Raw genomic sequence first — 23,940 nt, 5'->3', positions numbered from 1 at the left:
GTAAGAGAGCAAAATATGCGAGTTATTATTGGGTTAACGGGCGGGATTGGCAGTGGTAAATCAACAGTTGCTAATGAATTTAAAGCGTTAGGGGTAGAAGTCGTTGATGCCGACCTTGTGGCAAGAGAAGTTGTTGCACCAGGGCAGCCCGCTTTAGCAGAGATTGAACTTTATTTTGGTAAAGAAGTCATAGATGAAAGTGGCGGACTGAACCGAGCAATGCTGAGACAAATCATTTTCTCTTCGGATCAGAAAAAGCAATGGTTAAATAATTTATTGCACCCGCTTATTAGAGAAGCTTTATTAGCACAACTTGCACAAGCAGAAAGCCAATATGTAATATTAGAAGCACCGTTGTTGCTAGAAAATAAATTAACACAATACACCGACTTTACGCTGGTGGTTGATGTACCAGAAACCTTGCAAATTGAACGTGCTATGCAGCGCGACAATAATTCAAGGTCACAAATACAAGCAATTATAGATGCACAAATTAGCCGATCAGAAAGACGACAGCAGGCTGATTATATTATCGATAATAGCAAATCCGATCTTGTTGCACTTAAGGAACAAGTTAAAATGTTACATTTACAGTTTTTATCCATACAAAAGTAAGGTTTTTGATTGTTTAGTGGTAGCTCCTTAATGTAACCTTACTTTTTTATAAAAATGAATAGACAGTCTTATGATCTCTTTTGAATATCCCCTGACAGAAAAAAGCCGTAGCTATTTACGCTTTGAATCTCTTTTCCTACAAATTAGTCAAAGTATCTCATTGAATAACGATAATGATGCCATTACTTATTTCAAATCATTATTCGAGTTAATTGAATTAAGTGACCGCAGTGATATTCGACATGACTTAATTAAAGATTTACGTGCATTATCTGAAGAAATGCAATCTTGGTTGAGCAGTGAGCAAGCTGATACACAAGCAATTAAAGCCTTAATGGTAGAGATTAGTGAATTGATTAGTGCGTTATTAGTGATGTCTAAACAGCTTAAATTCTTCAAAGACAGCCGTTTTTTAACCTCACTTAAACAGCGTTTCTTTATTCCTGGTGGTTGTTGCAGTTTTGATTTGCCACAGTTTCACTTTTGGTGTGCACAAGCAATTGAAGTTAAAAGAGCAGATACCAAAAATTGGTATGAGTATTTTCAAGTGCTAGAGCGCGCTTTGTTTTTATTTTTAAAAATTAAGCGTCATCAAGGGATTAAATCAATTCAGAAAGCGAATAATGGCTTCTTCCAAGGGGAAGTTGAGCATGCTTTGTTTATTATCTTAAATGTTGATCCTAGTTTGCAGGTCTACCCTATGGTGTCTGGCCATAAACATCGTTATTCTGTGCGCTTTATGAATGCAGATGCGGAAAATAGCCAAGCTGAACATATAGAATTTGAACAAATATTTTGTTAATGGTGAGGAGTAAAGATGAAGGTTAATTGTCCAACATGTCAAAAAGAAGTGGTTTGGGATAAGACCAGCATGTATCGCCCATTTTGCTGTAAACGCTGCCAACTTATTGACTTAGGTGAATGGGCTGACGAAGAAAAACGCATTAAAGGTGAGTCGGTTAGTCCTGAAAATATGCCACAGAATAAAACTATTTATTTCGAAGAAGATTAATATAATCGCAGAAAATATAAACGTAAAAATAAAAGGGTACAGGATGTTATTACAAGATTTTTTAAATAAGCTGAGCAACACACCAGAGCAAGTTGAGTTTACTGAGACTATGGCGGTGATTGAAGATAATTATGAATTTAAAGCAACAGCTTTTAATAATGGTCAGCAAAAAAATGCTGAAGGTGAAAATGCTGGCTCATGTAAAATATTTTCATTTGCACAGTTAAATAAATTATCAGAAGCACAAACGTTAGCTTGTTTTGGCACTTATTACCGTGATGATGTATTAGCGCATCCAGAGGCACAAGATCATCAAAACATTCGTCAGTTTATGATTAACGGTTGGGCGGGGATTGACTTTGCAGGTACAGCGTTAACCGCTAAATAAATTTAAAAACTGTATAAAGTAAAAAAAGGGGCTATCAGCCCCTTTTTTTAGTAGTCACATTTTTGAGTTAGCCACCCGATAGTTTTACCTGGTAACCTTTTTTCTCTAGCACGCTTTTAATAATGTCACGTTGGTCTGTTTGAATTTCAATGACAAAATCTTTTACTGTGCCGCCACAGCCCGTTTTCTTTTTAATGTCTTTCGCTAATGCTTTGATTTCAGGTTCATTCAGCTGTAAACCTTTGATCAGTGTTACGCCTTTTCCTTTACGACCTTTTGTTTCTCTATGTAAACGAATAATGCCATCGCCTTCGGGAGCGCTTTGTTTTGGTTTGGTTTTTTCTACTTTTCCGCCATCGGTAGAGTAGACTAAATTCAATTCACTAAAATCCATGAGTATTCCTGCATATTAAGTTCTTGTTTATGTTTATACCTGTTCCTATTAAAGATGTAAAACTCAACTCTCTATTCATAAAATCTGTTTAAATCGCGTGGCTAAATTGATCTAAAACAACAGACTCTTTATTACCTAGTCAAGCGCTTCAATTTGTATTGTTAATGATAATAGTTTGTATTAATTTCCTGTTTAAAACATCTCAATGAATAAATGATAGGGATCACTATGAGATTATCTGAGTTAAAAACAGGGCAAACCGCAAGTATTGTTAATATTAATGCGCTGGAACCGGTAATGCGTAAAAAGTTACTCAATCTAGGTTTTTTGCCGCGTGCAAAGGTACAGTTATTACGTACTGCGCCATTAGGTGACCCTTTAGCCATTCGATGTGCTAATAGTGCAATTGCTCTGCGTAAAAGTATCGCTAAGCAAATTATAGTGGAGTATTAATATGTCAATGAATATAGCCACTATAGGTAACCCTAATTCAGGTAAAACGACCTTATTCAATGCACTCACAGGTAGTCATCAAAGAGTAGGGAATTGGAGTGGAGTGACAGTTGAAAAGAAAACCGGACACTTCAACATTAATGATAAAGCAATAAAAGTGATCGACCTACCCGGTATCTATAATCTAGATATCGACCAACAGGGGAGTTCAATGGATGAACGTGTTGCCTTTGATTACATCATGCATAGTCAGCCGGATATAGTATTAAATATTATTGATGCTAGTTGTTTAGAAAGAAGTTTATATTTGACCGTGCAGTTATTAGAGTTAGGTCTGCCAGTGATGGTGGTGTTAAACAAAATAGATGTAGCAGATAAACAGCAAAAAGTGATTAATGATAAGCTGCTGAGTGAACAATTAGGTTGCCCAGTCATTGCTATTTCAGCACATAATCAACAGGCGGTAACTAAGCTAACAACAATCATAGAAAAGCTAGATCCTGCTGCGTTAATACCTGATTTATCTTTAGATTATGGAGACCAGTTAGAAGCTGTATTGTCAAAAATAGAATACTATTTTGACACGGAAAGATACCTTCATAAAAAAGCGTTTGCCATTAAGTGTGTAGAAGGTGATGCATCGGTTATTGAACAGTTACCTATACAGACTCGCTTAAAAGTGCAACATATCAGCAGCCAAATATCATTCGATATTGACTTACAGATTGCTGATACGCGTTATACCTATATCTATCAATTGACCCAATTAGCAGTGCGTACCAAAGGCTGCTTAAGTAAAAGCTTAACCGATAAAATAGATGCAGTTGCATTGAACCGTTATACCGGTTTACCCGTCTTTTTGTTGGTGATGTACTTGATGTTTATGTTTGCTATTAATGTAGGTAGTGCGTTTATTGATTTCTTTGATATTGCTTCTGGTGCTTTATTTGTTGATCAAACGGCACAATGGTTGACCGCAGTCAGTGCACCAGATTGGTTAATTAATGTTTTAGCCTATGGAGTGGGCGGTGGTATTCAAACGGTCATGACTTTTATTCCCGTTATTGCTTGTTTGTATTTGTTTTTAGCTGTGCTTGAAAGTTCTGGATATTTAGCACGAGCGGCATTTGTGATTGATAGACTGATGCAATTAATTGGTTTACCAGGTAAATCGTTTGTACCTATGATTGTTGGATTTGGTTGCACGGTTCCTGCTGTAATGGCTGCAAGAACCTTAGAGAAAGAACGTGAACGTTTGTTAACTGTTGTGATGTCTCCATTTATGTCCTGTGGAGCACGTTTACCTGTGTATGCTTTATTTGCTAGCGCATTCTTTCCAAATCAAGGTCAAAATATCGTTTTCTTGCTTTATCTGATCGGGATTTTAGTCGCGGTATTAACCGGTTTTATTTTAAGCAGAACCATTTTACCAGGGAAAAGTGAAAATATGATCTTGGAGATTCCTGATTATGAGCTGCCAACGATAAAGAATACTGGGATTAAAACTTGGCAGAAGTTGAAAGGTTTTGTATTTGGTGCAGGACAAACTATCGTCTTAGTGGTGACACTGTTAAATGTGGTTAACTCAATTGGTATGGATGGGAGTTTTGGCCATCAAGATACTGAAGGCTCTGTATTAAGTAAAATTGCACAAACTATTACACCGGTACTTTCACCTTTAGGAATCAATGAGCAAAACTGGCCTGCGACGGTGGGTATCGTAACGGGTATCTTTGCTAAAGAAGCAGTGGTAGGCACCTTAAATAGCCTGTATGACAATGAAGTCCGTGAGGAGGAAGAGGCATTAAGTTTATTAGAAAAATTATCTGTTGCTGTAGCCACCATTCCAGAAAATTTAATGGGTATTGATATCAGTGACCCACTAGGCATTAATGTCGGAGAATTAGAAGACTTAACGCTTGCAGCTGAAGAGCAAGGCGTTGACTTAACTATTTACACAAATATTCAACAGGCTTTTGTTAGCCAGCAAGCTGCTTTTGCTTATTTGCTGTTCATCTTGCTTTATGCTCCTTGTGCGGCGGCAATGGGGGCGATAGTCAGAGAGGTGGGAATGAACTGGGCACGTTTTGTGGCTATTTGGTCTACTGGTATTGCTTATATCGTTGCCGTTGTTTATTACCAAATAGCTACTATTGCTGCGCACCCAATACTTAGCTTTACTTATTTATCGAGCGCTATCTTAATCATTGTGGGGGCTATATATGCCCTAAGAAATAAAGGCAATTTATTACTAAAATGCAGTTCTCGCGAGCAACAAAAGTGGGTTAGAGCATGATATTAAAACGTTTATCAAATTATATAGAAACTCATCAATATGTCGCAGAGAGTCGTTTATTAACGACCTTTCATATCAGTCGAGAAGGTGTTGCGCCGATGTTAGCGATATTGATGAAAAGAGGACATATTCAAAAGATAGTGAATAGTCGGGGTGATAAGTTAAGTGCACAAATATTTTATACTTGGCAAAAAGATAAAGTGATTCCATTAGTCACATTTGTATAAGTTGTCGTTTATTTTTCAAACAATTTTTTTGTGAAACTTCAAATAATGCTTATGCAACAAGTACCTGATGCCAGAAATGGTTCAGGTATTTTTTTAGTTAAAATTTGTGACTAGCATCGGGTATTCAAAATATGTACAATCCCCCTCCGAATTTATACCAGAATTAGTCTAGTTGAGGCATCGCATGAGTCAGAAAAAAGTAAACCTATTAGATCTAAACCGTCAAGGTTTACGCGATTTTTTCACTGAAATGGGTGAAAAACCGTTTCGTACAGAACAAGTAATGAAATGGATCTACCATTTTGGTTGTGATGATTTCGATCAAATGACCAACATCAATAAAGCATTGCGTGAAAAATTAAAGCAACGTGCTGAAATTGTTGCACCTGAAGTAAAAGTAGAGCAACGCAGTGAAGATGGCACCATTAAATGGGCAATGACACTGGGTGACCAAGAAGTTGAAACCGTTTATATTCCTGAAAAAGACCGCGCGACCTTATGTGTATCTTCTCAGGTAGGTTGTGCATTGGCATGTGATTTCTGTTCAACTGCACAACAAGGTTTTAACCGCAACTTAACGGTATCTGAAATTATTGGTCAGGTGTGGCGTGCGGCTAAAATTATTGGTGTAATGGGGGAAAGTGGTCAACGTCCAATTACTAACGTAGTAATGATGGGAATGGGTGAACCATTACTTAACTTAAATAACGTGATTCCAGCAATGGAGTTAATGTTAGACGATTTAGGTTATGCGTTATCTAAACGTCGTGTGACTTTATCTACATCAGGTGTTGTTCCTGCATTAGATATCTTAGGTGACCGTATTGATGTGGCATTAGCTATCTCATTACATGCGCCAAATGATAAATTGCGTTCTAAAATGATGCCAATTAACGATAAATACGATATCGCTGACTTCTTAGCGGGTGTTAAACGTTATGTTGCAAAATCAAATGCAAACCGCGGTAAAGTAACGGTTGAGTATTTACTGCTGGATCACGTGAACGACTCAACAGATCAAGCACATGAGCTTGCACACCTGTTAAAAGATACGCCGTGTAAGATTAACTTAATTCCGTTTAATCCTTTCCCTGGTAATGATTACACTAAACCAAGTAACAGTCGTGTTGACCGTTTTAATAAAGTGTTGATGGAATACGGTTATACAGTGATCGTTCGTAAAACACGTGGTGATGATATTGATGCAGCATGTGGACAGTTAGTGGGGGACGTAATTGACCGTACTAAGCGTACTATGAACAAACGTAAACACGGTGAAAACATTAATATTCAACAAAGTTAATCCTCTTTAAAATCAGACTGTTCTTGGGTAAATAGATCAAAATCCAAGAACAGTTAAAAAAAACATGCATCCGGCCTCAAGTTACTTCACAATAGGGGAACTTGAAATAATTTTCCTGCACGACTATTAGCGCCTGAGGAATGTATGCGATTTATCTTTATAATTTTATCATCTATTTTTTTTATCTCTGCTTGTGTATCAAGTGAAACTGTCACTACCTTAAACAATCCTAAAGGGCAGAAAATGGCTTTTGACCCAGAAGGGGCTGCCGATACACGTATTAAACTTGCCCTCGTGTATATTGAAAATGAACAGATGCAGCAAGCCAAAGAGAACTTAGACAAAGCTTTATCTTATCAACCTGATAGTGCAAAAGTGCATCGTATATTTGCCTATTATTATGAGAAGGTACAAGAGAATAAAAAAGCAGAAGAGTTCTACAAAGAAGCCATTTCCTTAGATGCTAGCAACGGTGATACTTATCATAACTACGGTACATTTTTGTGTGGTCAAGCGCGTTATGACGAAGCGGATGCTGCTTTCTTAAAAGCAATTTCCGCCCCAAAATATACTCGTGTTGCGCGTACTTATGCGAATGCTGCTATTTGCTCTGAAAAGGCCGGTTTCAATGAAAAAGCGATTTTCTATTATCAATATGCATTAGCGCATAGTCCTAAAAGTAATGAGATTAATTTATCTTTAGCAAAACTCAACATTACCGAAAAAAATTATAAAGAAGCGATATTAAACCTATTTTCTTTCCAAAAAGCGTCGGACGCTACTGCTGAAAGTCTATGGCAATGGATTCGTTTGAGTTATGCTACTGGGAAAGAAAATAGTTTAGAGCGATATTCTGAGCAACTATTAACGCAATTTCCCGAGTCTCAACAAGCGTTAGACTATTTGACTAATAAGCATCACAATATTTAACACTAAGTTGATAATGGACACTGTAATGACTCTTGATCAAGCCTTAAAAGAACACCGTATAGCCGCCAATTTCTCCGTAGAAGAGCTCGCGTTAAAACTCAACTTAAAAGCCTCTGTGGTAAATGACATTGAAAATGACTTAGAGCTGCTGATAGCAGATAAACGTTATCCTGTTATCTACCTTCGTGGCTACTTAGCCAATTATGCAAAAGCGGTGCAATTAGCAGAAATAGAATCATTTTCTGAATATCAACAACTCAGCATACCGTCAAGATCAAACAACACACTAAGCAATCCCTATTTATTAAGTACCAAGAAAAAATCATCTAATAAATTTGGCTGGTTTATTTTAATTGTATTTATTGCCGCGATTGCAGGTACTATTTCTGAATGGGATAATATAGTTGATGCGTTATATACAGAGACTTCAGTGGATACTGAAAACATTCACATGCGCTTACCTGACCCTGAACATACCAACTTGATTGACCCACTTAACCAACAAGCTATGCCAGCTACAGAAGAGACTCCTACGGCCGTTGCTGAGCCTGATGTTTCAGCTAGCGAAGTAGAAAGTGCAACTGAAGCCGCGCCCGAATAAGAACAAGTTAGCACTTGCAGGGGTTCGATGATTTCATTTAAAATCATTTCATTAGCGTTGACGTTTCGTTAATAAATCATTTGAACTTTATTGGTTTCAACGAATCAATTTAATGTAAAATAACCTTGTGATTTAGAAGTGGCATTAAAAGTGGCGTTTTCATTGACTTAATTATTAATTAAGTAAAACCCAAAACACTTCTCCATTAACGTTACATTCGTCATAAAATAATTATATGTAATGCATTGATTATTATTCGATCTTTAACTTTTTAAGAGTAAATACAATGAGCCATACCTCTCCAATTAAACGCCGCGACTCTAAACAGATCATGGTGGGCAATGTCCCTGTGGGTGGCGGTGCGCCGATTACCGTTCAATCGATGACTAATACATTGACCACGGACGTTGAGGCAACGGTTGCACAAATTAAACGATTAGAAGCTGTGGGTGCTGATATGGTGCGCGTTTCTATTCCAACGATGAATGCTGCGGAAGCATTCAGAGAAATTAAAAAACAATGTGATATTCCATTAATTGCTGATATTCATTTTGACTATCGTATCGCCTTAAAAGTGGCAGAATACGGTGTTGATTGTTTACGAATTAACCCTGGTAATATCGGTAATGAACAACGTATTCGCAGTGTAGTGGATTGTGCACGAGATAATAATATTCCAATTCGAATTGGTGTTAATGGCGGTTCATTGGAAGCAGATATTCAAGAAAAGTACGGTGAGCCAACAGCGCAAGCATTAGTTGACTCTGCACTACGTCATGTAGATATATTAGACCGTCTGAACTTTGACCAATTCAAAGTCAGCGTAAAAGCTTCTGATGCATTGTTGGCCGTAGAGTCATACCAATTATTAGCTCAACAGATCGTTCAGCCATTACACCTTGGTATTACCGAAGCAGGTGGCTTACGTAGTGGCAGTGTTAAATCTGCGGTGGGTCTTGGTATGCTTTTATCGCAAGGTATTGGCGATACATTGCGTGTATCATTAGCGGCAGACCCAGTGGAAGAGATCAAGGTTGGGTTTGATATCCTTAAATCATTACGTATTCGTAGTCGCGGTATCAACTTTATTGCTTGTCCAACTTGTTCACGTCAAGAGTTTGATGTTATTGCAACCGTTAATGCACTAGAAGAACGTCTTGAAGATGTAGTGATGCCAATGGATGTGTCAATTATTGGTTGTGTAGTAAATGGACCGGGTGAGGCATTAGTCTCTGACTTAGGTATTACAGGCGGTAAAAACAAAAGTGGTTTCTATGAAGATGGTACACGTCAGCGTGACCGTTTTGATAATGATAAAGTGATTGACCAAATGGAAGCTAGAATTCGCGCGCGAATTAGCCGAAGTGATGAAAGCAACATTATTATTAAAAGCTAGTTGTTTAAAATGACGACAATAACGTTAACTGCTTAATATAAAATAAATATTAGTAAATAGTTTAATATTTTAGCCGAAGCCCAAATGTTTTGAATATTTGGGCTTTTTATTAGACTTTAAACGGGCAAAGCCGAGTTGTATTGTTCCATCTCACCGTAAACTTCCTTATAATGACTCTCAAATTTATTGAGAATACATCTTAAATGTATTTTTATTCATCGACAGAATTCGGAAATCATTGTGGCAAAGAAGATACAAGCTATTCGTGGTATGAATGATACCCTTCCTGAGCAAACCCCAGTTTGGCAGAAACTAGAATCCTTAATTAGACAAACCGTGAGCAGTTACGGTTATTCTGAAATCCGTATGCCAATCGTAGAGAGTACACATCTTTTTAAACGTTCTATCGGTGAAGTCACTGATATCGTTGAAAAAGAGATGTACACCTTTGATGACCGCAATGGTGATAGCTTAACGCTTCGCCCTGAAGGTACAGCATCTTGTGTGCGTGCGGGTAATGAGCATGGTTTATTATACAATCAAGAACGTAGAATGTGGTACATCGGTCCTATGTTTCGCCATGAACGTCCTCAAAAGGGGCGTTACCGTCAGTTCCATCAAGTAGGTATTGAAACTTTCGGCATGGCCACACCAGATATCGATGCGGAAGTCATTTTATTATCTGCTCGCTTATGGAAAGCATTAGGTATTGAACAGCATGTTGAATTACAACTTAACTCATTAGGCAGCAATGAAGAACGTAATGCTTATAAAGAGAAATTAGTTGAATTCTTACAAGCGCATGAAGATCAATTAGATGAAGATAGTAAACGTCGGATGTTAACTAACCCATTACGTGTGTTAGATAGTAAAAATGAAGGCGTACAAGCATTATTAGAAAATGCACCGAAACTATCGGATTATTTTGGTGACGAAACAGCTGAGCACTTTGCTAAAGTACAAGCTTATTTAGATGCTGCGGGTGTTAAGTACGTGATCAATGAACGTATTGTTCGTGGTTTAGATTACTACAACCGCACCGTATTTGAATGGGTAACATCAAGCCTTGGCTCTCAGGGAACTATTTGTGCTGGTGGTCGTTACGATGGATTAGTAGAACAACTTGGTGGTAAAGCAACACCTGCAGTTGGTTTTGCAATGGGCCTTGAACGTATTATCTTAATGCTAGAAACATTAGAGCTTAATGGTGATGTGAAAGGCGATGTTGATATCTACAGCATTCTAGTAGGTGAAAACACCGATGTTGCTGGTTTCAAAGTGGCAGAGTTAGTGCGCGATCAATTACCTCACCTAAAAATGATGCATCACTGTGGCGCGGGTAACTTCAAAAAGCAGATGAAACGTGCAGATAAAAGTGGTGCGTCAGTAGCGTTGATTATCGGTGAAAGTGAATTAGAAGACGGCACAGTAACAATGAAAGATTTGCAGGGTAATGCAGAACAAAAAACCGTTGCAATTGATAGCTTAGTTCAGGTATTACCTACCTACTTTGCATAAATTATTCATCAAAATATAGAATAAGTAAGGAATACACGTGGTTGATATTATCGAAGGTTACGAAACAGAAGAACAGCAAGTTGATGCCATTAAAAAATGGTGGAGTGATAACGGCACCATGCTCATCGTGGGTGCGGTAATCGGTTTAGCAGGTTTATGGGGATGGCGTTACTATGGTGAAAGCGTAACAGCTAGCCAAGAAAAAGCATCTATTGAATTTGCACAAGTATCTGAAAAATTCAATGCTCAAGGTGAAGCGCACGATAGTAGTGAATTAAAACAGTTTGTTGCTGAAAACGAAGGCAATAACTACGCAACATTAGGTGCATTACTACTAGCTAAAGAAGCAGTAGATGCAGGTGATTTTGAGCTAGCTAAAACACAATTAACAGAGTTATTGGCAAGTAATGAATATGCGGCATTAACACCTATCATCGCATTACGTTTAGCGCGTGTTAGCGCTGAGTTGGGTGAATACGACGACGCATTAAGCACTTTGAACACGGTAGAAAATGAAGCCTTTTTAGTGAAAGTAAATCAAACTAAAGGTGATATCTATCTAAAACAAGGTGATACAGACGCTGCTCGTTCTGCATATCAAACTGCTGTTGAAGCAAGTGAAGGGCGTGTCGATCCAGTATTGCAATTACAATTAAACGATTTAGCTGTAGAGAAAAAGGCAACAGCACCTAAATTAGATGACGCGCAATAAACTGAGATAAAATCATGATTAAATGGGTTAAAAATATCACCGTTATTGCTACCAGTGCTGTTGTGTTAAGTGGCTGTTCTATTTTTAGCGGTGACGAAGATGTGGTAGTAATGGCTGAATTGCCAGTGTTTGAAGCAACTTACAAACCACAAATAGCATGGTCAACTAGTATCGGTGATGGCGTGGATAAATATTATTCACAACTACAACCTGCTGTAGATGATAATGCAGTTTATGTTGCTGCGCGAGATGGTGAAGTGGCTGCTTTTTCTGTTAAGAAAGGAAAAGAACTTTGGTCGATTGACCTAGATGATCATAAATCTAACGAATTTAATCGCTCTGCTCGTATATCAGGTGGTATCGGCATAGATTTCGACACACTTTATGTTGGTACTGAAAATGCACAAGTATTTGCCATTGATAAAGAAAAAGGCGACATCAAATGGGTAAGTGAAGTCACCGGTGAGGTGATTGCACAGCCTGTTTATGACAGTGGCTTAGTCGTAATCCATACTTCTCGTGGTGATCTCGTTGCATTAGACAGCGATACCGGTGAACAACGTTGGGCATTGCCTAACGCACAACCTCGATTAACATTACGTAGTAGTGCAACTCCAAGTATTTCACAAGGTGGGGTTATCTACGGACGCGCTGATGGTTATGTTTCAGCAGCATTATTAGAAACTGGTCAGCCTCTGTGGCAATTACCAGCGGCACGAGCTTATGGTGCAACTGAACTAGATCGCATAGCTGACGCAGATATGAAACCGGTGATTGTTAATGGTACCGTTTACGCATTGGCTTATAATGGTAATCTAGTGGCTATCGACCTGTTAAAAGGTGAGCAGTTATGGGCTAAGCCTTATTCTGGTTACAATGATATTAGTGTTGCTGGCCGTGATATTTACCTTACAGATTATCGAGGTTATGTATTTTCAATTAACCGTAGCAACGGCGAGCAAAATTGGTCTAATAAGCAACTTGCTTATCGTAATCTAACCGGTGTAACAGTCGCGAATGACTTTATTGTTGTTGGAGACGCTGAAGGTTATTTACACTGGATTGACCGTGAAACGGGGCAGTTTGTTGCACAACAAGAGTTAGATTCTGATGGGCTTTATATTGAGCCTGTTGCAACCTCGACTCATCTTTATTTACAAACACGTAGTGGTGATTTAATCGCCATTGAAAAACCGATTTTAAATGTAGAATAATTTAATCGTTTTTTACGCTATACTGTAGCCCCTTGCTGTGCATGGGGCTTTTTTAGTTTTATAGGATTTCAAAATATATGTTACCAGTCATCGCTTTAGTAGGTCGCCCTAATGTAGGTAAATCTACGCTTTTCAATCGTTTAACACGTACCCGAGATGCGTTAGTTGCCGATTTCCCTGGCTTAACGCGTGACCGTAAATATGGTCAGGCGAAAGTTGAAGAACTTGAGTTTATCGTGATTGATACCGGTGGTATTCAAGGCGATGAAGAGGGGATTGATGCATTAATGGCAGAGCAATCACTGATTGCTGTCGAAGAAGCGGATGCAGTTTTATTTTTAGTAGATGCGCGTGTGGGGTTAACTGTAGCTGATGAAGCGATTGCTGCACACCTGCGTAAGCAAAATAAAAAAGTTATGGTGGTTGCTAATAAAACTGATGGTATCGATGCTGACTCAATGTGTGGTGAGTTCTACGCATTAGCCTTGGGTGAGATCTTCCAAATCGCTGCAGCACACGGTAAAGGTGTGCGTCAGATGATTGATGCAGCACTAGAAGAGTTCCAAGAAGAAAACCCAGTAACAGATGAAGTTGATGAGTACGAATTCGCATTAGAATACGATGATGAAGACGAAGACAAAATTGCTAAAGAGCAAGAGCGCCTTGCAAACTTACCCATTAAATTAGCATTAATTGGTCGTCCAAATGTAGGTAAATCAACACTGACTAACCGTATTTTAGGTGAAGAACGTGTATTAGTTTACGATATGCCAGGAACAACACGTGATAGTGTTTATATTCCAATGGAACGTGATGGACGTGAATATGTATTGATCGATACTGCTGGTGTACGTAAGCGTAAAAAAGTTAATGAAACCGTAGAAAAATTCTCTGTAATTAAAACCCTAAAAGCAATTGAAGACTCAAACGTTGTATTGTTAATTATCGATGCTCGTGATGGTATATCAGATCAAGATTTAAGCTTATTAGGTTATACCTTAAATTCAGGTCGTTCATTAGTGATTGCCGTGAACAAATGGGATGGCATGACAGAATATGATAAAGAGCGTGTTAAAACAGAATTAGACCGTCGTTTAGGTTTTATCGACTTTGCTAAAATACACTTTATTTCTGCGTTACATGGTACAGGGGTAGGTCACTTGTTTGAATCAGTTGAAGAGGCGTATATGTCTTCAACTAAACGTATCTCTACAGCGATGCTAACACGTATTATGGGCATGGCAACAGATGACCATGAGCCACCAATGGTTGGGGCGCGTCGTGTTAAATTACGTTATGCGCATGCGGGTGGTTACAACCCTCCATTAATCGTAATTCACGGTAACCAAGTGAAGAAATTAGCTGACTCTTACAAGCGTTACTTAATGAATTACTTCCGTCGTACATTAGGCATTATGGGCACGCCAATTCGTATCGAATTTAGAGAAGGTAGCAACCCATTTGAAGGTCGTCGTAACAAATTAACGCCGCATCAAATGTATAAGCGTCAACGTATGATGCGTCATCATAATAAGAAGTAATAAATGCAATTGCTTTGCCCGCATTGTGAATCAGAATTAATTCGTAGTGGTGAGTCAAAACGCCACTGTGAAGCATGCCACACTGATTTTATACTTAGTATCGAGTGTCATGAATGTGGGGAAGCATTACAGCGTTTAAAAGCCTGTGGCGCTGTTAATTTTTGGTGTGACCATTGTAATGAGTTAAAGAGTAAATCTTCGGCAAGTTATATATTGGTTGATGCTTAATAAAATGACTTTTAGCCATTAAAAAGGAGTGTTGATACACTCCTTTTTTAATTTATGGAAATTGCTTTTGAGAATTTTTCTGAGGATGATTGATTAGAGCCGAGCTATTTAGCTGGGATAATCTCAAACACTCTCACTACCTGCTTTACACCATCAATATTACTGGTGATCTCAGTGGCAAAGTCAGACATCTCTTTGGTTACTTGGCCAATTAAAAATACTTCCGCATCTTCAGTCACTACTTTAATTTTTAATGGATTAATCTTGTCGTGACCTGTTAATTGGCTTTTCACTTTAGTGGTTAACCAAGTGTCTTGTGTTTGTTGCACAATACTAATCGGTTGATTAATGCGTAATTGATTATAAACACCTGCCACCCCCTTAATATTGTTTAATAAGCTTTCAATCTCATTACTGTGCTCTTGAGAATCAATCTGACCGATTAATAATAGGTAGCTATTATTGGCGACGATATTAATGCGAATCTCTTTACTATAAGCATCTGAAGCAACGATGGCGTCGATAGCTGCTTCTGCTAAGTCATCATCCTTCACTAGTTGTGCAATGCTGCGTTCATCACTGCTTACTGCTACAGCAGTACCTGCTGCAACGATTAAACCTCCGGCACAGCCTTGTAACGCAAGTGTGGACAATAAAAGTGTAACGATATAAAAAGGTGATCTCATTGTCTGTCCTAATATTGAGGGAATAACTGTTGGTCTATTAAATCGCTTAAGCAATTTACTACTAACATGTGGATCTCTTCAATACGCGCACCTTTATCACTTGGTGCACGAATTTCGATATCATCTGTGCCTAACAGGCCGGCAATCTCACCGCCATCAACACCTGTCATGGCAATTATTTGAATATTTTTGCTTAATGCTGTTTCCACTGCCTTCACCATATTACGGCTATTACCACCGTGGCTGATAGTGATTAACACATCACCCGGTTGTGCTAAGGCTGAAATTTGACGTGCATAAATTTGGTCAAAGTGACTGTCACTGGCAATTGCTGATACTAAAGATGAATCAGATGTGATCGCAATCGCTGGCAGAGCAGGGCGGTCTGTTTCATATTTATTTAGTAAATGTGACGCGAATATCTGTGCTAAACCTGCTGCACCACCATTGCCACAGATTAATAATTTGTGGCCGTTTATTAAACAATCTTTTAATAAAATGGCCGCTGCTTCAATTTGTTCTGGTAAGGCTTCTGCGGCAACGATTTTTGTTTGAATGCTCTCTGCAAAGTGAGCTTGGATTTTTTCATTAACCATGTGATTTATTACTCTTGAAATGCATCTTGTATCCATTGCGGTTGTATTGCTGACTCACTAATAGCAATAACATCAAAGCGACAATAAGGTTCATCATCAAGCTGTGATAAATAATGCTTAGCGGTCTTTATTAATTTTCGCTGTTTTTGCGGTGTAATGGAAGCTGTTGCCCCACCAAAATCCTGATTTTTTCTATATCGTACTTCAATAAAGACCAAGGTGCCTTGATCTGACATGATTAAATCGATTTCACCAAACCGACAATAAAAATTTTGACATATTAACAACAAGCCCTGTTTTTGTAAGAACGCCAGAGCTTGTTGTTCGGCTTGAACGCCGCGAGTATTACTGGCTTGAAAGAGGCGAGGTAACTTCAACTAAATTGCCGTCTTCATAGGTCGCCCAGCTTAACTTACTCTCCACTGTATTGCTCGCATCCAAAGTCAGCTCTCCTACTAAACCTGGAAACTTGTAGCCTTCTATCACTTGTAGAGGTTTGAGTTGCTCAATTAGGTTGTAGCTATCATAACCTAAGGCGAATAAACGTAATGTACCTAAACGCTGTTTTGGCCAGATTGCTTGAATTTTTTCATTCATTTGTGATTCATCATTAATTAAGAAATTCACATCTGAGAAAGTTAAACCAGTAAGTTCTTTATCCTGTGTATTAGTAATATCTGCTGAATGACTGCGTGAACTCGCATACAGAGGGATATTCTCAGCAAACGGACTGATAGTCACCGATAGGAAAGGTTTAATGAAGAGCAGTTCACTACGTTTGCTGATAATATAAATAGCATCAACATCACGACGACTTCTTGCTTCAGCTTCTAGTTTTCTGCCCAACATACCTTGCATCTGACTAATACGTTCTTTACTTTGATCCGTATGTAATGCACTTGCTAAGAACTTTCCATAGTCAGAATCTTTAGAGAAGTAATGCGTTTCAGCAGGGTAGCTCTCAACGGTTTCATCTGTTGCTTGTTGTGCTTCAGATAATGACTTCCAACGTGCTTCAAAAGCTGCCGCTGTTCGGCGACCAAAATCAGAATTTGGTGCTAACAGTAATGGTTTTTTATGCTTGTTTTGAAAGATAACTTCAGCTGCTTGCTCGGCTTCACCCTCTGGTGATAGTGGGAATGCATAGTGAATTGACGAAGTACGCTGATCCGCAGGAAAACCATTTAATGCTAATACAGGAATATCTTTCACTAAAGGGAGTAGTACTTCTACATTAGGTTTTAATAGCGGACCAATAACAAATCCAATATGCTGGCTGTGTAGCTGGTCTGCAATTTCTTGCATACTCATCTTGTTTGTATCAAGGAATAACATGTGTGGTGGGGTTGCAATGTAGTCTCTGTCTGAACGTGCAGAACTAATGTTTTGTGCATCACCAGCACTGTTTACTAGGCTCGTATCATAACCTGCATCTTGTTCTTCCTGTTGACGCTTTTTATCATCAGCTTGGTTATAAAAGGCGTAACTAATACCGTATTGAATGGCTTGTGCTGGCTTCTTAAAGCGACCTGTGAGTGGCAATAACACTGCGATTTTAGTTGGCTGGTAAGGACTCGCTTCTGGAATGTTTTTCAATTGTGATGGCATGTAATCAATCACAGGATGCGCTGGGTAAAGTAACTTCCATGCCTCTACACCACGTAATAATTGATTGGTACGTAATTGGTAACGGTGGTAGATACTTGCTAACGAGTACCAACCTTGAACAAAGGCTTGCTCATCGGTTAAAGGAGTCTCATTTGTATTGTTTGTTTGACGTGCGTTTAATTCCGCTTCAATTGCTGCTAGCTCACTGTCGAAGGCATTACCTTTTGTTACATCTGAAACAGGTGCCGAAGTCGCGCTTTTATTGTTATTAACAGGTGTGCTATTAAACTGGTTTAATACACTTGGATCAAGCATGTTTAACTCTGACAACATTAAGTCGTTGTATTGTTGTTTTTGCTTACTCACCGTTAATAACGGTGTTAATTCAAATAACGTATCCACTGCTGCTTGATGCTCTTTATTTCGCACATGCAGTTCAGTTTTTAGTTTTAGGTAATGTAATTTAGCTGGAACAGAAACTAGCTCTGGATCAATACGTTTTAATGTTTCCATTGTGTCATCAAGTTGGTTCTGTGCATATTGATTATCGGCTATCAATAATAAAAGATGATTCTTTTGCTGTGTATTCAGCGTTTTATTTTGTAAATATTCAATCACTGAGTCAGCTAAAACATATTTACTTTCTTTGGTTAGCGCCTGTATTGCCGCTAACTGCCATTCAGTATTTTGTGGTTCTTTCACTTCCTCTGCTTTTTGTAGTAAGTATTCCGCTGTTTCATAGAATTCAGTGAACAGAGTAGGCGCGCCTTTTTTATCTTGCCCCACACCAGTACAAGCTGAAATAAGCAAAATGCTCAAAGCAACAAGGTAGAAATGTATAACACGTTTAGATAAATTTGCAGTGGTCAAATTATTGTCCTTTTTAATCAAACTAATTCAAGATCAGTTTTCAGATAGGTATCAAGATGCCTATAGTGTAATATTGCCGACTTAGTTAAACAATCCTTAACACTTATTAGAGTCGAATATGTCTGAAAATAATCAATTAAATAACGAAGTAAGCGCAAAGTTGTACATTGTCGCCACTCCTTTGGGTAATATCGGCGATATTACCTATCGTGCCGTTGAAATCTTAAAAAACGTCGATTTAATTGCTGCCGAAGATACTCGCCACAGTGGTAAACTATTAAGCTACTATCAAATCAGTAAACCTACTTTTCCATTACACGACCACAACGAACGTCAACGCGGTAGTGTTTTGATTGAAAAAATAAAAGCAGGTCAATCTGTTGCATTAATCTCTGACGCTGGTACGCCATTAATCAGCGACCCTGGTTATCATTTAGTTAATGAATGCCGAGAAGCTGGCGTTGATGTTGTACCTGTACCTGGTGCATGTGCTGCAATTACTGCTCTTTCAGCCGCTGGCTTACCTTCTGACCGCTTTTCTTTCGAAGGGTTCTTACCTGTTAAAGAAAAAGCAAAAACAGAGAAGTTAACAGCACTCTCAGAAGAAACTCAAACCATGATCTTTTACGAATCTCCTCGCCGTATGCAGGATACCGTAAAACATATAATTAATATCATGGGGGAAGACAGAAAATTAGTGGTTGCGCGTGAATTAACTAAAATGTTTGAGTCTTATTACGCGTTACCAGCAGGTGAAATGTTGGAATGGTTAGCTTCAGATACTAACCACTGTCGTGGTGAATTTGTGTTAATGGTAGCTGGTGCTGCAAAAGAGCAAGATGCACTGTCTGTCGATGCCATTAAAACGCTAACATTATTGAAAAAAGAATTGCCGCTCAAAAAAGCAGCCGCGATCACAGCTGAAATTCACCACCTTAAGAAAAATGACTTATATAAATGGGGTTTAGAGAACCTCTAGCCCTTGTTATCTCTATTGGTTTCCGTATAATCCGCCGCGGAGTTGGTTAGATCGTCGCCGCTTTAATGGGTTGGTAACTTGTTATCAGTGTTATTAGAGGGGAGGAAAGTCCGGGCTTCAAAGGGCAGGGTGCCAGGTAACGCCTGGGTAGCGCGAGCTAACGACAAGTGCAGCAGAGAGGAGACCGCCTGCTAATTTATTAGTAGGTAAGGGTGAAAGGGTGCGGTAAGAGCGCACCGGCTAATGGGTAATCATTAGTGCAAGGTAAACTCCACCCGAAGCAAGACCAAATAGGCTTCCTGAGGTATGGCCCATACTGGAAGCGGGTAGGTTGCTTGAGCCTGTGAGCGATTACAGGCCTAGACGAATGACGATTCACGACAGAACCCGGCTTATCGACTAACTCCAACCATTTAGCCCCTAGTTTATGAAAATAAACTAGGGGCTTTTTCGTTTCTGGAGCAAGTGACAAGGTACAAGGTACAAGGTGACAAGGTTACAAGGTTACAAGGTTACAAGGTACAAGGTACAAGGTACAAGGTACAAGGTTACAAGGTACAAGGTTACAAGGTACAAGGTTACAAGGTACAAGGTTACAAGGTTACAAGGGGACAAGGTGCAAGGTACAAGGTTAAAAGGGGACAAAGTACAGGGTAATGTTACTGGACTAGATGAAGAGTTAAGCGATGAACTCACTTCTTTACATGTTAATACTAAGCTCATTTTGGTTCGGTGTTGGAGACGGTTTTTTATACAGAGGAGTCAATATTCCATATTATCGTTATTAATTCGGACTTTTTTCATCTATCCCATGATAAAGATTTGATAAGATAACTTAATTGATTGATTTTATGGTTGATAAAGGTATTGTTATGTTAATTTTAGCAAATTAATATATTCCGTATTTCCACCGGAAATATGGAATTTTTCGGTTTAATAAGCTGTTATGTTTATAAGCGTAGAGTTGTAATATATGAAGAAAAAACAGGCTTCACTTAATTCATCCGGTACTCCTATACCTGACCTTACCTCGGAGTGGACTTTAAATACTGACTCCAATAAATATGTAAAAGAATTTTATTTAAATAATGAAAAATGCCCATCATATGAAGTTTCATGGAAAAAATCAGACACTTTAGGGCGTTACTCTTTAATTCAAAAAGATCTTAAACAGTTAATGAAAATGGCTTCTATCGGGGCAGAGCTTGCTTCCGATACTCCTGATATTCAAGGTGAGAATAACGGTTATATTTTTGATTCTGATGATGAATCAGCATTGATTAGAAAGTCCCTTTATATTTCATTAGTTATTACATACGGTAAATGTTTTGCATCAGCAAGTGGTCGTCGTCTTAAACTAGAGAAATCCGCCGTATTTAATACGGAAACTCAAGACCTAAAAGTACTACATGAACAATTAATTGAGGCAAGAAATCAATATATCGCGCATGGTGGTAATACGGATCTAGAATCATCTTCGGTTAGCTTGGTTTTCCATCCGAATTTGAGTAATAAAGTTCCACCTGCCATAAGTGTTGATAGTTATTATGTAAATTCTCTGTCAAAGTCTTCGTTTAAAAGGTATCAAAAGTTAATTGAATACTTAAATGACTTTGTTGTTAACAAAATGAATGTACTATATGAGAAAATATACAAAGAGCATATAATTAATCAAGTAGATGATTTATATGCGAAAATATAAACATAACAAGATAATTGGGCTCCCCGTACCAATCAGATAAGCTGAAACGGTATATCATCATAGTTTAAGGGAGTTCAATATTATAAAAAATAATACTATAGGCGTTGATTCAGCACTAAAAGTTATTCAAGTTTGTGGGTAGAACTATGGGACACCCATAAACTTTGACGAGTCACATAAGATTTTTCTGTCTTTAATTATTTCCTTAATTACCCCACTTAACTATTACTTTAAAAGTGACGAAACATGTTTTGACCTTGGGGCGCTGGGCGAGTTAGCCTGCATGCTTTAACCTTTAACCTTTAACCTTTAACCTTTAACCTTTAACCTTTAACCTTTAACCTTTAACCTTTAACCTTTAACCTTTAACCATTCCCAAACCTTAATTTATCCAACCTAATAAGTTCCACCATAGGTAATCCAGTGGCATTAATATCACAATGGTGATCAGTGCTAGTGGTAGGGTGATTTTTAACAAACTAGCCAGTGACTCTTTGGCCAGTTGCATGGCAATAATTAGTGGCGCAACTTGGTACGGGAAAATAACCGTCGAGAAACCGATCACTTGTGTCATTAATACTGCTGGAACTGAAAAGCCGGTTGCCTGTGCAAAATCAGCTGCCATAGGTGTTAATACTGTCGGCACACCAGGCGTTGTGGTGACTAAACCTGTGACAGTTGAGATTAATGACAAGGACATAAAGCTTAAAAAAGTACTTTCAAGGGAACTTGGCAGTAGATGGATAAATGCTTCACCCATGGTCTCTCCGACGCCGGATACATTTACCAAAGTACCTAAACCTAACGCGGCAGAGACAAATATCACGGTGCCAAAGTCGATTGAGCTATTGAATTTCTTCGCTTCTAAAACACCGAATTTAGGCATTAATAGAAGAATCGCAGCAACTAAACCCACCCAAGCTGCATTTACGCCATGCAATGAGTCAGTGACCCAAAATAGTAGGGTAATACCTAAAATGACTAATACTTTTAATTGTAATTTATGATCAAACTCAGTCGCTTGTTGCTCTGCTTGTGTTGAATTTTCAGATGCGCTGATGGTGGCAGGGAATAGTTTTAGCACTAACCAAATTAATACTAAGGACTTTACTAAGCCTAAAATAGGAAAGTGCAGTAACAAATATTCCATGTAACCAAAATGGACATCAAATAAATTTTCACTAGAGCCAGCTAAAATCATATTGGGAATATTGGCAGGCAATACTGCAAAGCTTGGCATGTTACAAGCAATGGCTAATGCTGTTGCAATGCCGCGGCGACCATTACTACCTTGCACAAATCCTACTTTTTCAGCCAGTGCCATGCCTACTGGAATCAAAACCACGGCTCTGCCAATGGATGAGGGCATAATAAACCCTAGCATGATAGCGCTGACCACTAGCCCTGCTATCAGGCGTGGGTAGCTGATGGTGAGATGTGGTGCGATAACAGCTGCTAGTCTTTTATCTAACCCTGATGAAGAGATAGCTGAGCCAATAATGAACCCCGCAATAATTAACCAAACGGCAGTGGAGCCAAATCCTGCAAACAATAAATTAGGTTCGATTAATTGTAATGTAATGGCTAACGCAAAAAAGATTAACCCTGTTAAGAAGGGCGGCAGCAATGACGCACTCCAACAGGTAAGTGTAATTAAAATGACCGCAGCGCTATAGGAGAAGGCAGCAGGCTGGTCAGCCATGGGAAATAACATAATATAAACAGCGAATAGGATAAAGACGAATGCGATCGACTTCTTAATACCGATTTTATTTTCCACTTGTTGCATCCTTGATCATCGAAAATGTTGGTAACTAGGTCATTGATGGTTATGATAATCAAACTTTAATGACGTTTTAAGTGTGAATTATGACAAATGATATTCTTGATGCGACAAGGTTGCCGCCGAGTGAGATGGCATACATTATCGACCCAGAACAACCTGTGCTTTCTCATGGCAGAAATATGCGAGCCGAAGCCGGAATGGTGGTGCATGATCATCCGCGTGGACAATTGTTATGGTCAGAGCAAGGCGTGCTTAGAGTAAGCGGTGAAGAGGCGGTTTGGGTAGTTTCATCTACACATGCGATGTGGATACCCGGTGGTATTACCCATCAAGTGAGTAGTGAAACGGACACTAAAATCCGCAACCTTTATATTGACCCTTTTTATCCTGTTAGAAAGCATGAAAAGAATATTGCCATGTTAACCATGACTCCATTAATGCAAGAGATTATATTGCGTTTAACTGATCAGAAAAATCCGTTAACGGAGCAACGAGTTAAGCATTTGGGGCTAGTAGCGATAGATGAGTTAGCAATATTAGAAAGGAGTGATGTGTATATTCATTCCGGTAAAGACCCGCGTTTGCAACGTTTGGTGAGTTATATGGTACAGCACCCACAACACAATCTGTCTTTGGCTGATTTATCAAGATTAGCAGGGGCGAGTGTTCGTACTATGGAGCGCTTATTTAAAGCTGAAACGGGGATGACCTACCGACAATGGAGAAGTCGCTTTAAATTGATGAATGCATTAGGGCAGTTAAACGAAGGTGAAAGTTCTACGACAGTGGCGCATCAGTTAGGGTATAAAAGTGTCAGTAGTTTTATTCATGCTTTTAAAATGCAGTTTGGTTTTACACCACAAGCCTATGCAGGTAGAAGTTAAT

The 23,940-nt window shown here is 38.7% G+C and carries 25 protein-coding genes and 1 other RNA gene; 20 read left to right on the top strand and 6 right to left on the bottom strand.

Features of this window, described 5'->3' with window-relative positions:
- Positions 1–15 precede the first annotated feature (15 nt).
- The 4 genes from coaE to AC0L3W_RS08015 all read left to right on the top strand — a co-directional run bounded on the left by coaE (position 16) and on the right by AC0L3W_RS08015 (position 2,015).
- A complete protein-coding gene (gene coaE / locus AC0L3W_RS08030) occupies positions 16–615 on the top strand; it encodes a dephospho-CoA kinase (RefSeq protein ID WP_409439216.1) in 600 nt (199 codons plus the stop codon).
- A gap of 70 nt (positions 616–685) precedes the next feature.
- The gene (zapD, locus tag AC0L3W_RS08025) at positions 686–1,417 is read left to right on the top strand and encodes a cell division protein ZapD (RefSeq protein WP_290039756.1); all 732 of its coding nucleotides are present in this window, start codon (positions 686–688) and stop codon (positions 1,415–1,417) included.
- A 15-nt stretch (positions 1,418–1,432) separates the two neighbouring features.
- Positions 1,433–1,627: a DNA gyrase inhibitor YacG gene (gene yacG / locus AC0L3W_RS08020; protein ID WP_290039755.1), complete on the top strand. Its 195-nt coding sequence runs from the start codon at positions 1,433–1,435 to the stop codon at positions 1,625–1,627.
- Positions 1,628–1,670: 43 nt separating this feature from the next.
- Positions 1,671–2,015, top strand: a complete 345-nt coding sequence (locus AC0L3W_RS08015) for a HopJ type III effector protein (protein WP_290039754.1) — start codon at positions 1,671–1,673, stop codon at positions 2,013–2,015.
- 67 nt (positions 2,016–2,082) lie between these two features.
- Here AC0L3W_RS08015 and yciH read toward each other — a convergent pair whose 3' ends face one another.
- Positions 2,083–2,409: a stress response translation initiation inhibitor YciH gene (yciH, locus tag AC0L3W_RS08010; protein ID WP_290039753.1), complete on the bottom strand. Its 327-nt coding sequence runs from the start codon at positions 2,407–2,409 to the stop codon at positions 2,083–2,085.
- 228 nt (positions 2,410–2,637) lie between these two features.
- On the opposite strand from yciH, the gene AC0L3W_RS08005 reads away from it, so the two are divergent.
- From AC0L3W_RS08005 to AC0L3W_RS07950, 12 genes are all read left to right on the top strand, one after another.
- A complete protein-coding gene (locus AC0L3W_RS08005; RefSeq protein ID WP_290039752.1) occupies positions 2,638–2,862 on the top strand; it encodes a FeoA family protein in 225 nt (74 codons plus the stop codon).
- On the top strand, positions 2,858–5,158 hold the full coding sequence (gene feoB, locus AC0L3W_RS08000; protein ID WP_409440413.1) for a Fe(2+) transporter permease subunit FeoB: 2,301 nt from the start codon (positions 2,858–2,860) through the stop codon (positions 5,156–5,158). Before AC0L3W_RS08005 ends, feoB begins: the two co-directional genes overlap by 5 nt.
- Positions 5,155–5,385 (top strand): FeoC-like transcriptional regulator, encoded by a 231-nt coding sequence (locus AC0L3W_RS07995; RefSeq protein WP_290039750.1) that lies wholly within the window; start codon positions 5,155–5,157, stop codon positions 5,383–5,385. The genes feoB and AC0L3W_RS07995 overlap by 4 nt, the downstream gene beginning before the upstream one ends.
- Before the next feature lie 184 nt (positions 5,386–5,569).
- Positions 5,570–6,688, top strand: a complete 1,119-nt coding sequence (gene rlmN, locus AC0L3W_RS07990) for a dual-specificity RNA methyltransferase RlmN (protein ID WP_290039749.1) — start codon at positions 5,570–5,572, stop codon at positions 6,686–6,688.
- Between the two features lie 144 nt (positions 6,689–6,832).
- Positions 6,833–7,618 carry a type IV pilus biogenesis/stability protein PilW gene (pilW, locus tag AC0L3W_RS07985; protein WP_290039748.1) on the top strand — a complete coding sequence of 262 codons (786 nt, stop codon included), beginning with the start codon at positions 6,833–6,835 and terminating at the stop codon, positions 7,616–7,618.
- 25 nt (positions 7,619–7,643) lie between these two features.
- Positions 7,644–8,219 carry a helix-turn-helix domain-containing protein gene (locus AC0L3W_RS07980; protein ID WP_409439217.1) on the top strand — a complete coding sequence of 192 codons (576 nt, stop codon included), beginning with the start codon at positions 7,644–7,646 and terminating at the stop codon, positions 8,217–8,219.
- Positions 8,220–8,505: 286 nt separating this feature from the next.
- On the top strand, positions 8,506–9,615 hold the full coding sequence (ispG, locus tag AC0L3W_RS07975) for a flavodoxin-dependent (E)-4-hydroxy-3-methylbut-2-enyl-diphosphate synthase (RefSeq protein ID WP_409439218.1): 1,110 nt from the start codon (positions 8,506–8,508) through the stop codon (positions 9,613–9,615).
- 240 nt (positions 9,616–9,855) lie between these two features.
- Positions 9,856–11,133 carry a histidine--tRNA ligase gene (gene hisS, locus AC0L3W_RS07970; RefSeq protein ID WP_409439219.1) on the top strand — a complete coding sequence of 426 codons (1,278 nt, stop codon included), beginning with the start codon at positions 9,856–9,858 and terminating at the stop codon, positions 11,131–11,133.
- Positions 11,134–11,170: 37 nt separating this feature from the next.
- A complete protein-coding gene (locus tag AC0L3W_RS07965; RefSeq protein ID WP_409439220.1) occupies positions 11,171–11,845 on the top strand; it encodes a YfgM family protein in 675 nt (224 codons plus the stop codon).
- Positions 11,846–11,859: 14 nt separating this feature from the next.
- Positions 11,860–13,059: an outer membrane protein assembly factor BamB gene (gene bamB, locus AC0L3W_RS07960; protein ID WP_290039743.1), complete on the top strand. Its 1,200-nt coding sequence runs from the start codon at positions 11,860–11,862 to the stop codon at positions 13,057–13,059.
- A 77-nt stretch (positions 13,060–13,136) separates the two neighbouring features.
- Positions 13,137–14,600 (top strand): ribosome biogenesis GTPase Der, encoded by a 1,464-nt coding sequence (gene der, locus AC0L3W_RS07955; RefSeq protein ID WP_290039742.1) that lies wholly within the window; start codon positions 13,137–13,139, stop codon positions 14,598–14,600.
- A 3-nt stretch (positions 14,601–14,603) separates the two neighbouring features.
- Positions 14,604–14,828: a zinc ribbon domain-containing protein gene (locus AC0L3W_RS07950; RefSeq protein WP_409439221.1), complete on the top strand. Its 225-nt coding sequence runs from the start codon at positions 14,604–14,606 to the stop codon at positions 14,826–14,828.
- A 104-nt stretch (positions 14,829–14,932) separates the two neighbouring features.
- Here the strand turns inward: AC0L3W_RS07950 and AC0L3W_RS07945 are convergent, their stop codons facing one another.
- From AC0L3W_RS07945 to AC0L3W_RS07930, 4 genes are read right to left on the bottom strand one after another with little or no spacing between them, the layout of a single operon-like run.
- Positions 14,933–15,514, bottom strand: coding sequence for a BON domain-containing protein (locus AC0L3W_RS07945; protein ID WP_290039740.1), 582 nt, complete (start codon positions 15,512–15,514; stop codon positions 14,933–14,935).
- A gap of 8 nt (positions 15,515–15,522) precedes the next feature.
- Positions 15,523–16,110, bottom strand: coding sequence for a D-sedoheptulose-7-phosphate isomerase (locus AC0L3W_RS07940; RefSeq protein ID WP_290039739.1), 588 nt, complete (start codon positions 16,108–16,110; stop codon positions 15,523–15,525).
- An 8-nt stretch (positions 16,111–16,118) separates the two neighbouring features.
- Complete coding sequence (locus tag AC0L3W_RS07935) at positions 16,119–16,487, bottom strand: YraN family protein (RefSeq protein ID WP_409439222.1); 369 nt, start codon at positions 16,485–16,487, stop codon at positions 16,119–16,121.
- On the bottom strand, positions 16,456–18,588 hold the full coding sequence (locus AC0L3W_RS07930; protein ID WP_409439223.1) for a penicillin-binding protein activator: 2,133 nt from the start codon (positions 18,586–18,588) through the stop codon (positions 16,456–16,458). Before AC0L3W_RS07930 ends, AC0L3W_RS07935 begins: the two co-directional genes overlap by 32 nt.
- A gap of 118 nt (positions 18,589–18,706) precedes the next feature.
- On the opposite strand from AC0L3W_RS07930, the gene rsmI reads away from it, so the two are divergent.
- The 3 genes from rsmI to AC0L3W_RS07915 all read left to right on the top strand — a co-directional run bounded on the left by rsmI (position 18,707) and on the right by AC0L3W_RS07915 (position 21,269).
- Positions 18,707–19,567, top strand: coding sequence for a 16S rRNA (cytidine(1402)-2'-O)-methyltransferase (rsmI, locus tag AC0L3W_RS07925; protein ID WP_290039736.1), 861 nt, complete (start codon positions 18,707–18,709; stop codon positions 19,565–19,567).
- A 38-nt stretch (positions 19,568–19,605) separates the two neighbouring features.
- An RNA gene (gene rnpB, locus AC0L3W_RS07920) (RNase P RNA component class A) lies at positions 19,606–19,978 on the top strand.
- Positions 19,979–20,540: 562 nt separating this feature from the next.
- A complete protein-coding gene (locus AC0L3W_RS07915) occupies positions 20,541–21,269 on the top strand; it encodes a hypothetical protein (protein ID WP_409439224.1) in 729 nt (242 codons plus the stop codon).
- Positions 21,270–21,651: 382 nt separating this feature from the next.
- Here AC0L3W_RS07915 and AC0L3W_RS07910 read toward each other — a convergent pair whose 3' ends face one another.
- The gene (locus AC0L3W_RS07910) at positions 21,652–23,049 is read right to left on the bottom strand and encodes an SLC13 family permease (protein ID WP_409439225.1); all 1,398 of its coding nucleotides are present in this window, start codon (positions 23,047–23,049) and stop codon (positions 21,652–21,654) included.
- A gap of 89 nt (positions 23,050–23,138) precedes the next feature.
- On the opposite strand from AC0L3W_RS07910, the gene AC0L3W_RS07905 reads away from it, so the two are divergent.
- Positions 23,139–23,939 (top strand): AraC family transcriptional regulator, encoded by an 801-nt coding sequence (locus tag AC0L3W_RS07905; RefSeq protein ID WP_290039731.1) that lies wholly within the window; start codon positions 23,139–23,141, stop codon positions 23,937–23,939.
- The last annotated feature ends 1 nt before the right edge of the window (position 23,940 follow it).

Source organism: Psychromonas sp. KJ10-5, from assembly GCF_055808325.1.
Note: the sequence above shows the minus strand (reverse complement) of the source record. Positions and strands in the feature narration are given on the sequence as shown.

What these genes read in the sequence shown, in the direction of transcription:
- ispG (WP_409439218.1), top strand. Translation starts at nt 8,506, where the DNA reads ATGAGCCATACCTCTCCAATTAAACGCCGCGACTCTAAACAGATCATG.
- AC0L3W_RS07980 (WP_409439217.1), top strand. Translation starts at nt 7,644, where the DNA reads ATGACTCTTGATCAAGCCTTAAAAGAACACCGTATAGCCGCCAATTTC.
- AC0L3W_RS07915 (WP_409439224.1), top strand. Translation starts at nt 20,541, where the DNA reads ATGAAGAAAAAACAGGCTTCACTTAATTCATCCGGTACTCCTATACCT.
- pilW (WP_290039748.1), top strand. Translation starts at nt 6,833, where the DNA reads ATGCGATTTATCTTTATAATTTTATCATCTATTTTTTTTATCTCTGCT.
- AC0L3W_RS07995 (WP_290039750.1), top strand. Translation starts at nt 5,155, where the DNA reads ATGATATTAAAACGTTTATCAAATTATATAGAAACTCATCAATATGTC.
- AC0L3W_RS07950 (WP_409439221.1), top strand. Translation starts at nt 14,604, where the DNA reads ATGCAATTGCTTTGCCCGCATTGTGAATCAGAATTAATTCGTAGTGGT.
- AC0L3W_RS07945 (WP_290039740.1), bottom strand. Translation starts at nt 15,514, where the DNA reads ATGAGATCACCTTTTTATATCGTTACACTTTTATTGTCCACACTTGCG.
- yciH (WP_290039753.1), bottom strand. Translation starts at nt 2,409, where the DNA reads ATGGATTTTAGTGAATTGAATTTAGTCTACTCTACCGATGGCGGAAAA.
- coaE (WP_409439216.1), top strand. Translation starts at nt 16, where the DNA reads ATGCGAGTTATTATTGGGTTAACGGGCGGGATTGGCAGTGGTAAATCA.
- rsmI (WP_290039736.1), top strand. Translation starts at nt 18,707, where the DNA reads ATGTCTGAAAATAATCAATTAAATAACGAAGTAAGCGCAAAGTTGTAC.
- AC0L3W_RS07940 (WP_290039739.1), bottom strand. Translation starts at nt 16,110, where the DNA reads ATGGTTAATGAAAAAATCCAAGCTCACTTTGCAGAGAGCATTCAAACA.
- yacG (WP_290039755.1), top strand. Translation starts at nt 1,433, where the DNA reads ATGAAGGTTAATTGTCCAACATGTCAAAAAGAAGTGGTTTGGGATAAG.
- rlmN (WP_290039749.1), top strand. Translation starts at nt 5,570, where the DNA reads ATGAGTCAGAAAAAAGTAAACCTATTAGATCTAAACCGTCAAGGTTTA.
- zapD (WP_290039756.1), top strand. Translation starts at nt 686, where the DNA reads ATGATCTCTTTTGAATATCCCCTGACAGAAAAAAGCCGTAGCTATTTA.
- AC0L3W_RS08005 (WP_290039752.1), top strand. Translation starts at nt 2,638, where the DNA reads ATGAGATTATCTGAGTTAAAAACAGGGCAAACCGCAAGTATTGTTAAT.
- der (WP_290039742.1), top strand. Translation starts at nt 13,137, where the DNA reads ATGTTACCAGTCATCGCTTTAGTAGGTCGCCCTAATGTAGGTAAATCT.
- AC0L3W_RS08015 (WP_290039754.1), top strand. Translation starts at nt 1,671, where the DNA reads ATGTTATTACAAGATTTTTTAAATAAGCTGAGCAACACACCAGAGCAA.
- AC0L3W_RS07905 (WP_290039731.1), top strand. Translation starts at nt 23,139, where the DNA reads ATGACAAATGATATTCTTGATGCGACAAGGTTGCCGCCGAGTGAGATG.
- bamB (WP_290039743.1), top strand. Translation starts at nt 11,860, where the DNA reads ATGATTAAATGGGTTAAAAATATCACCGTTATTGCTACCAGTGCTGTT.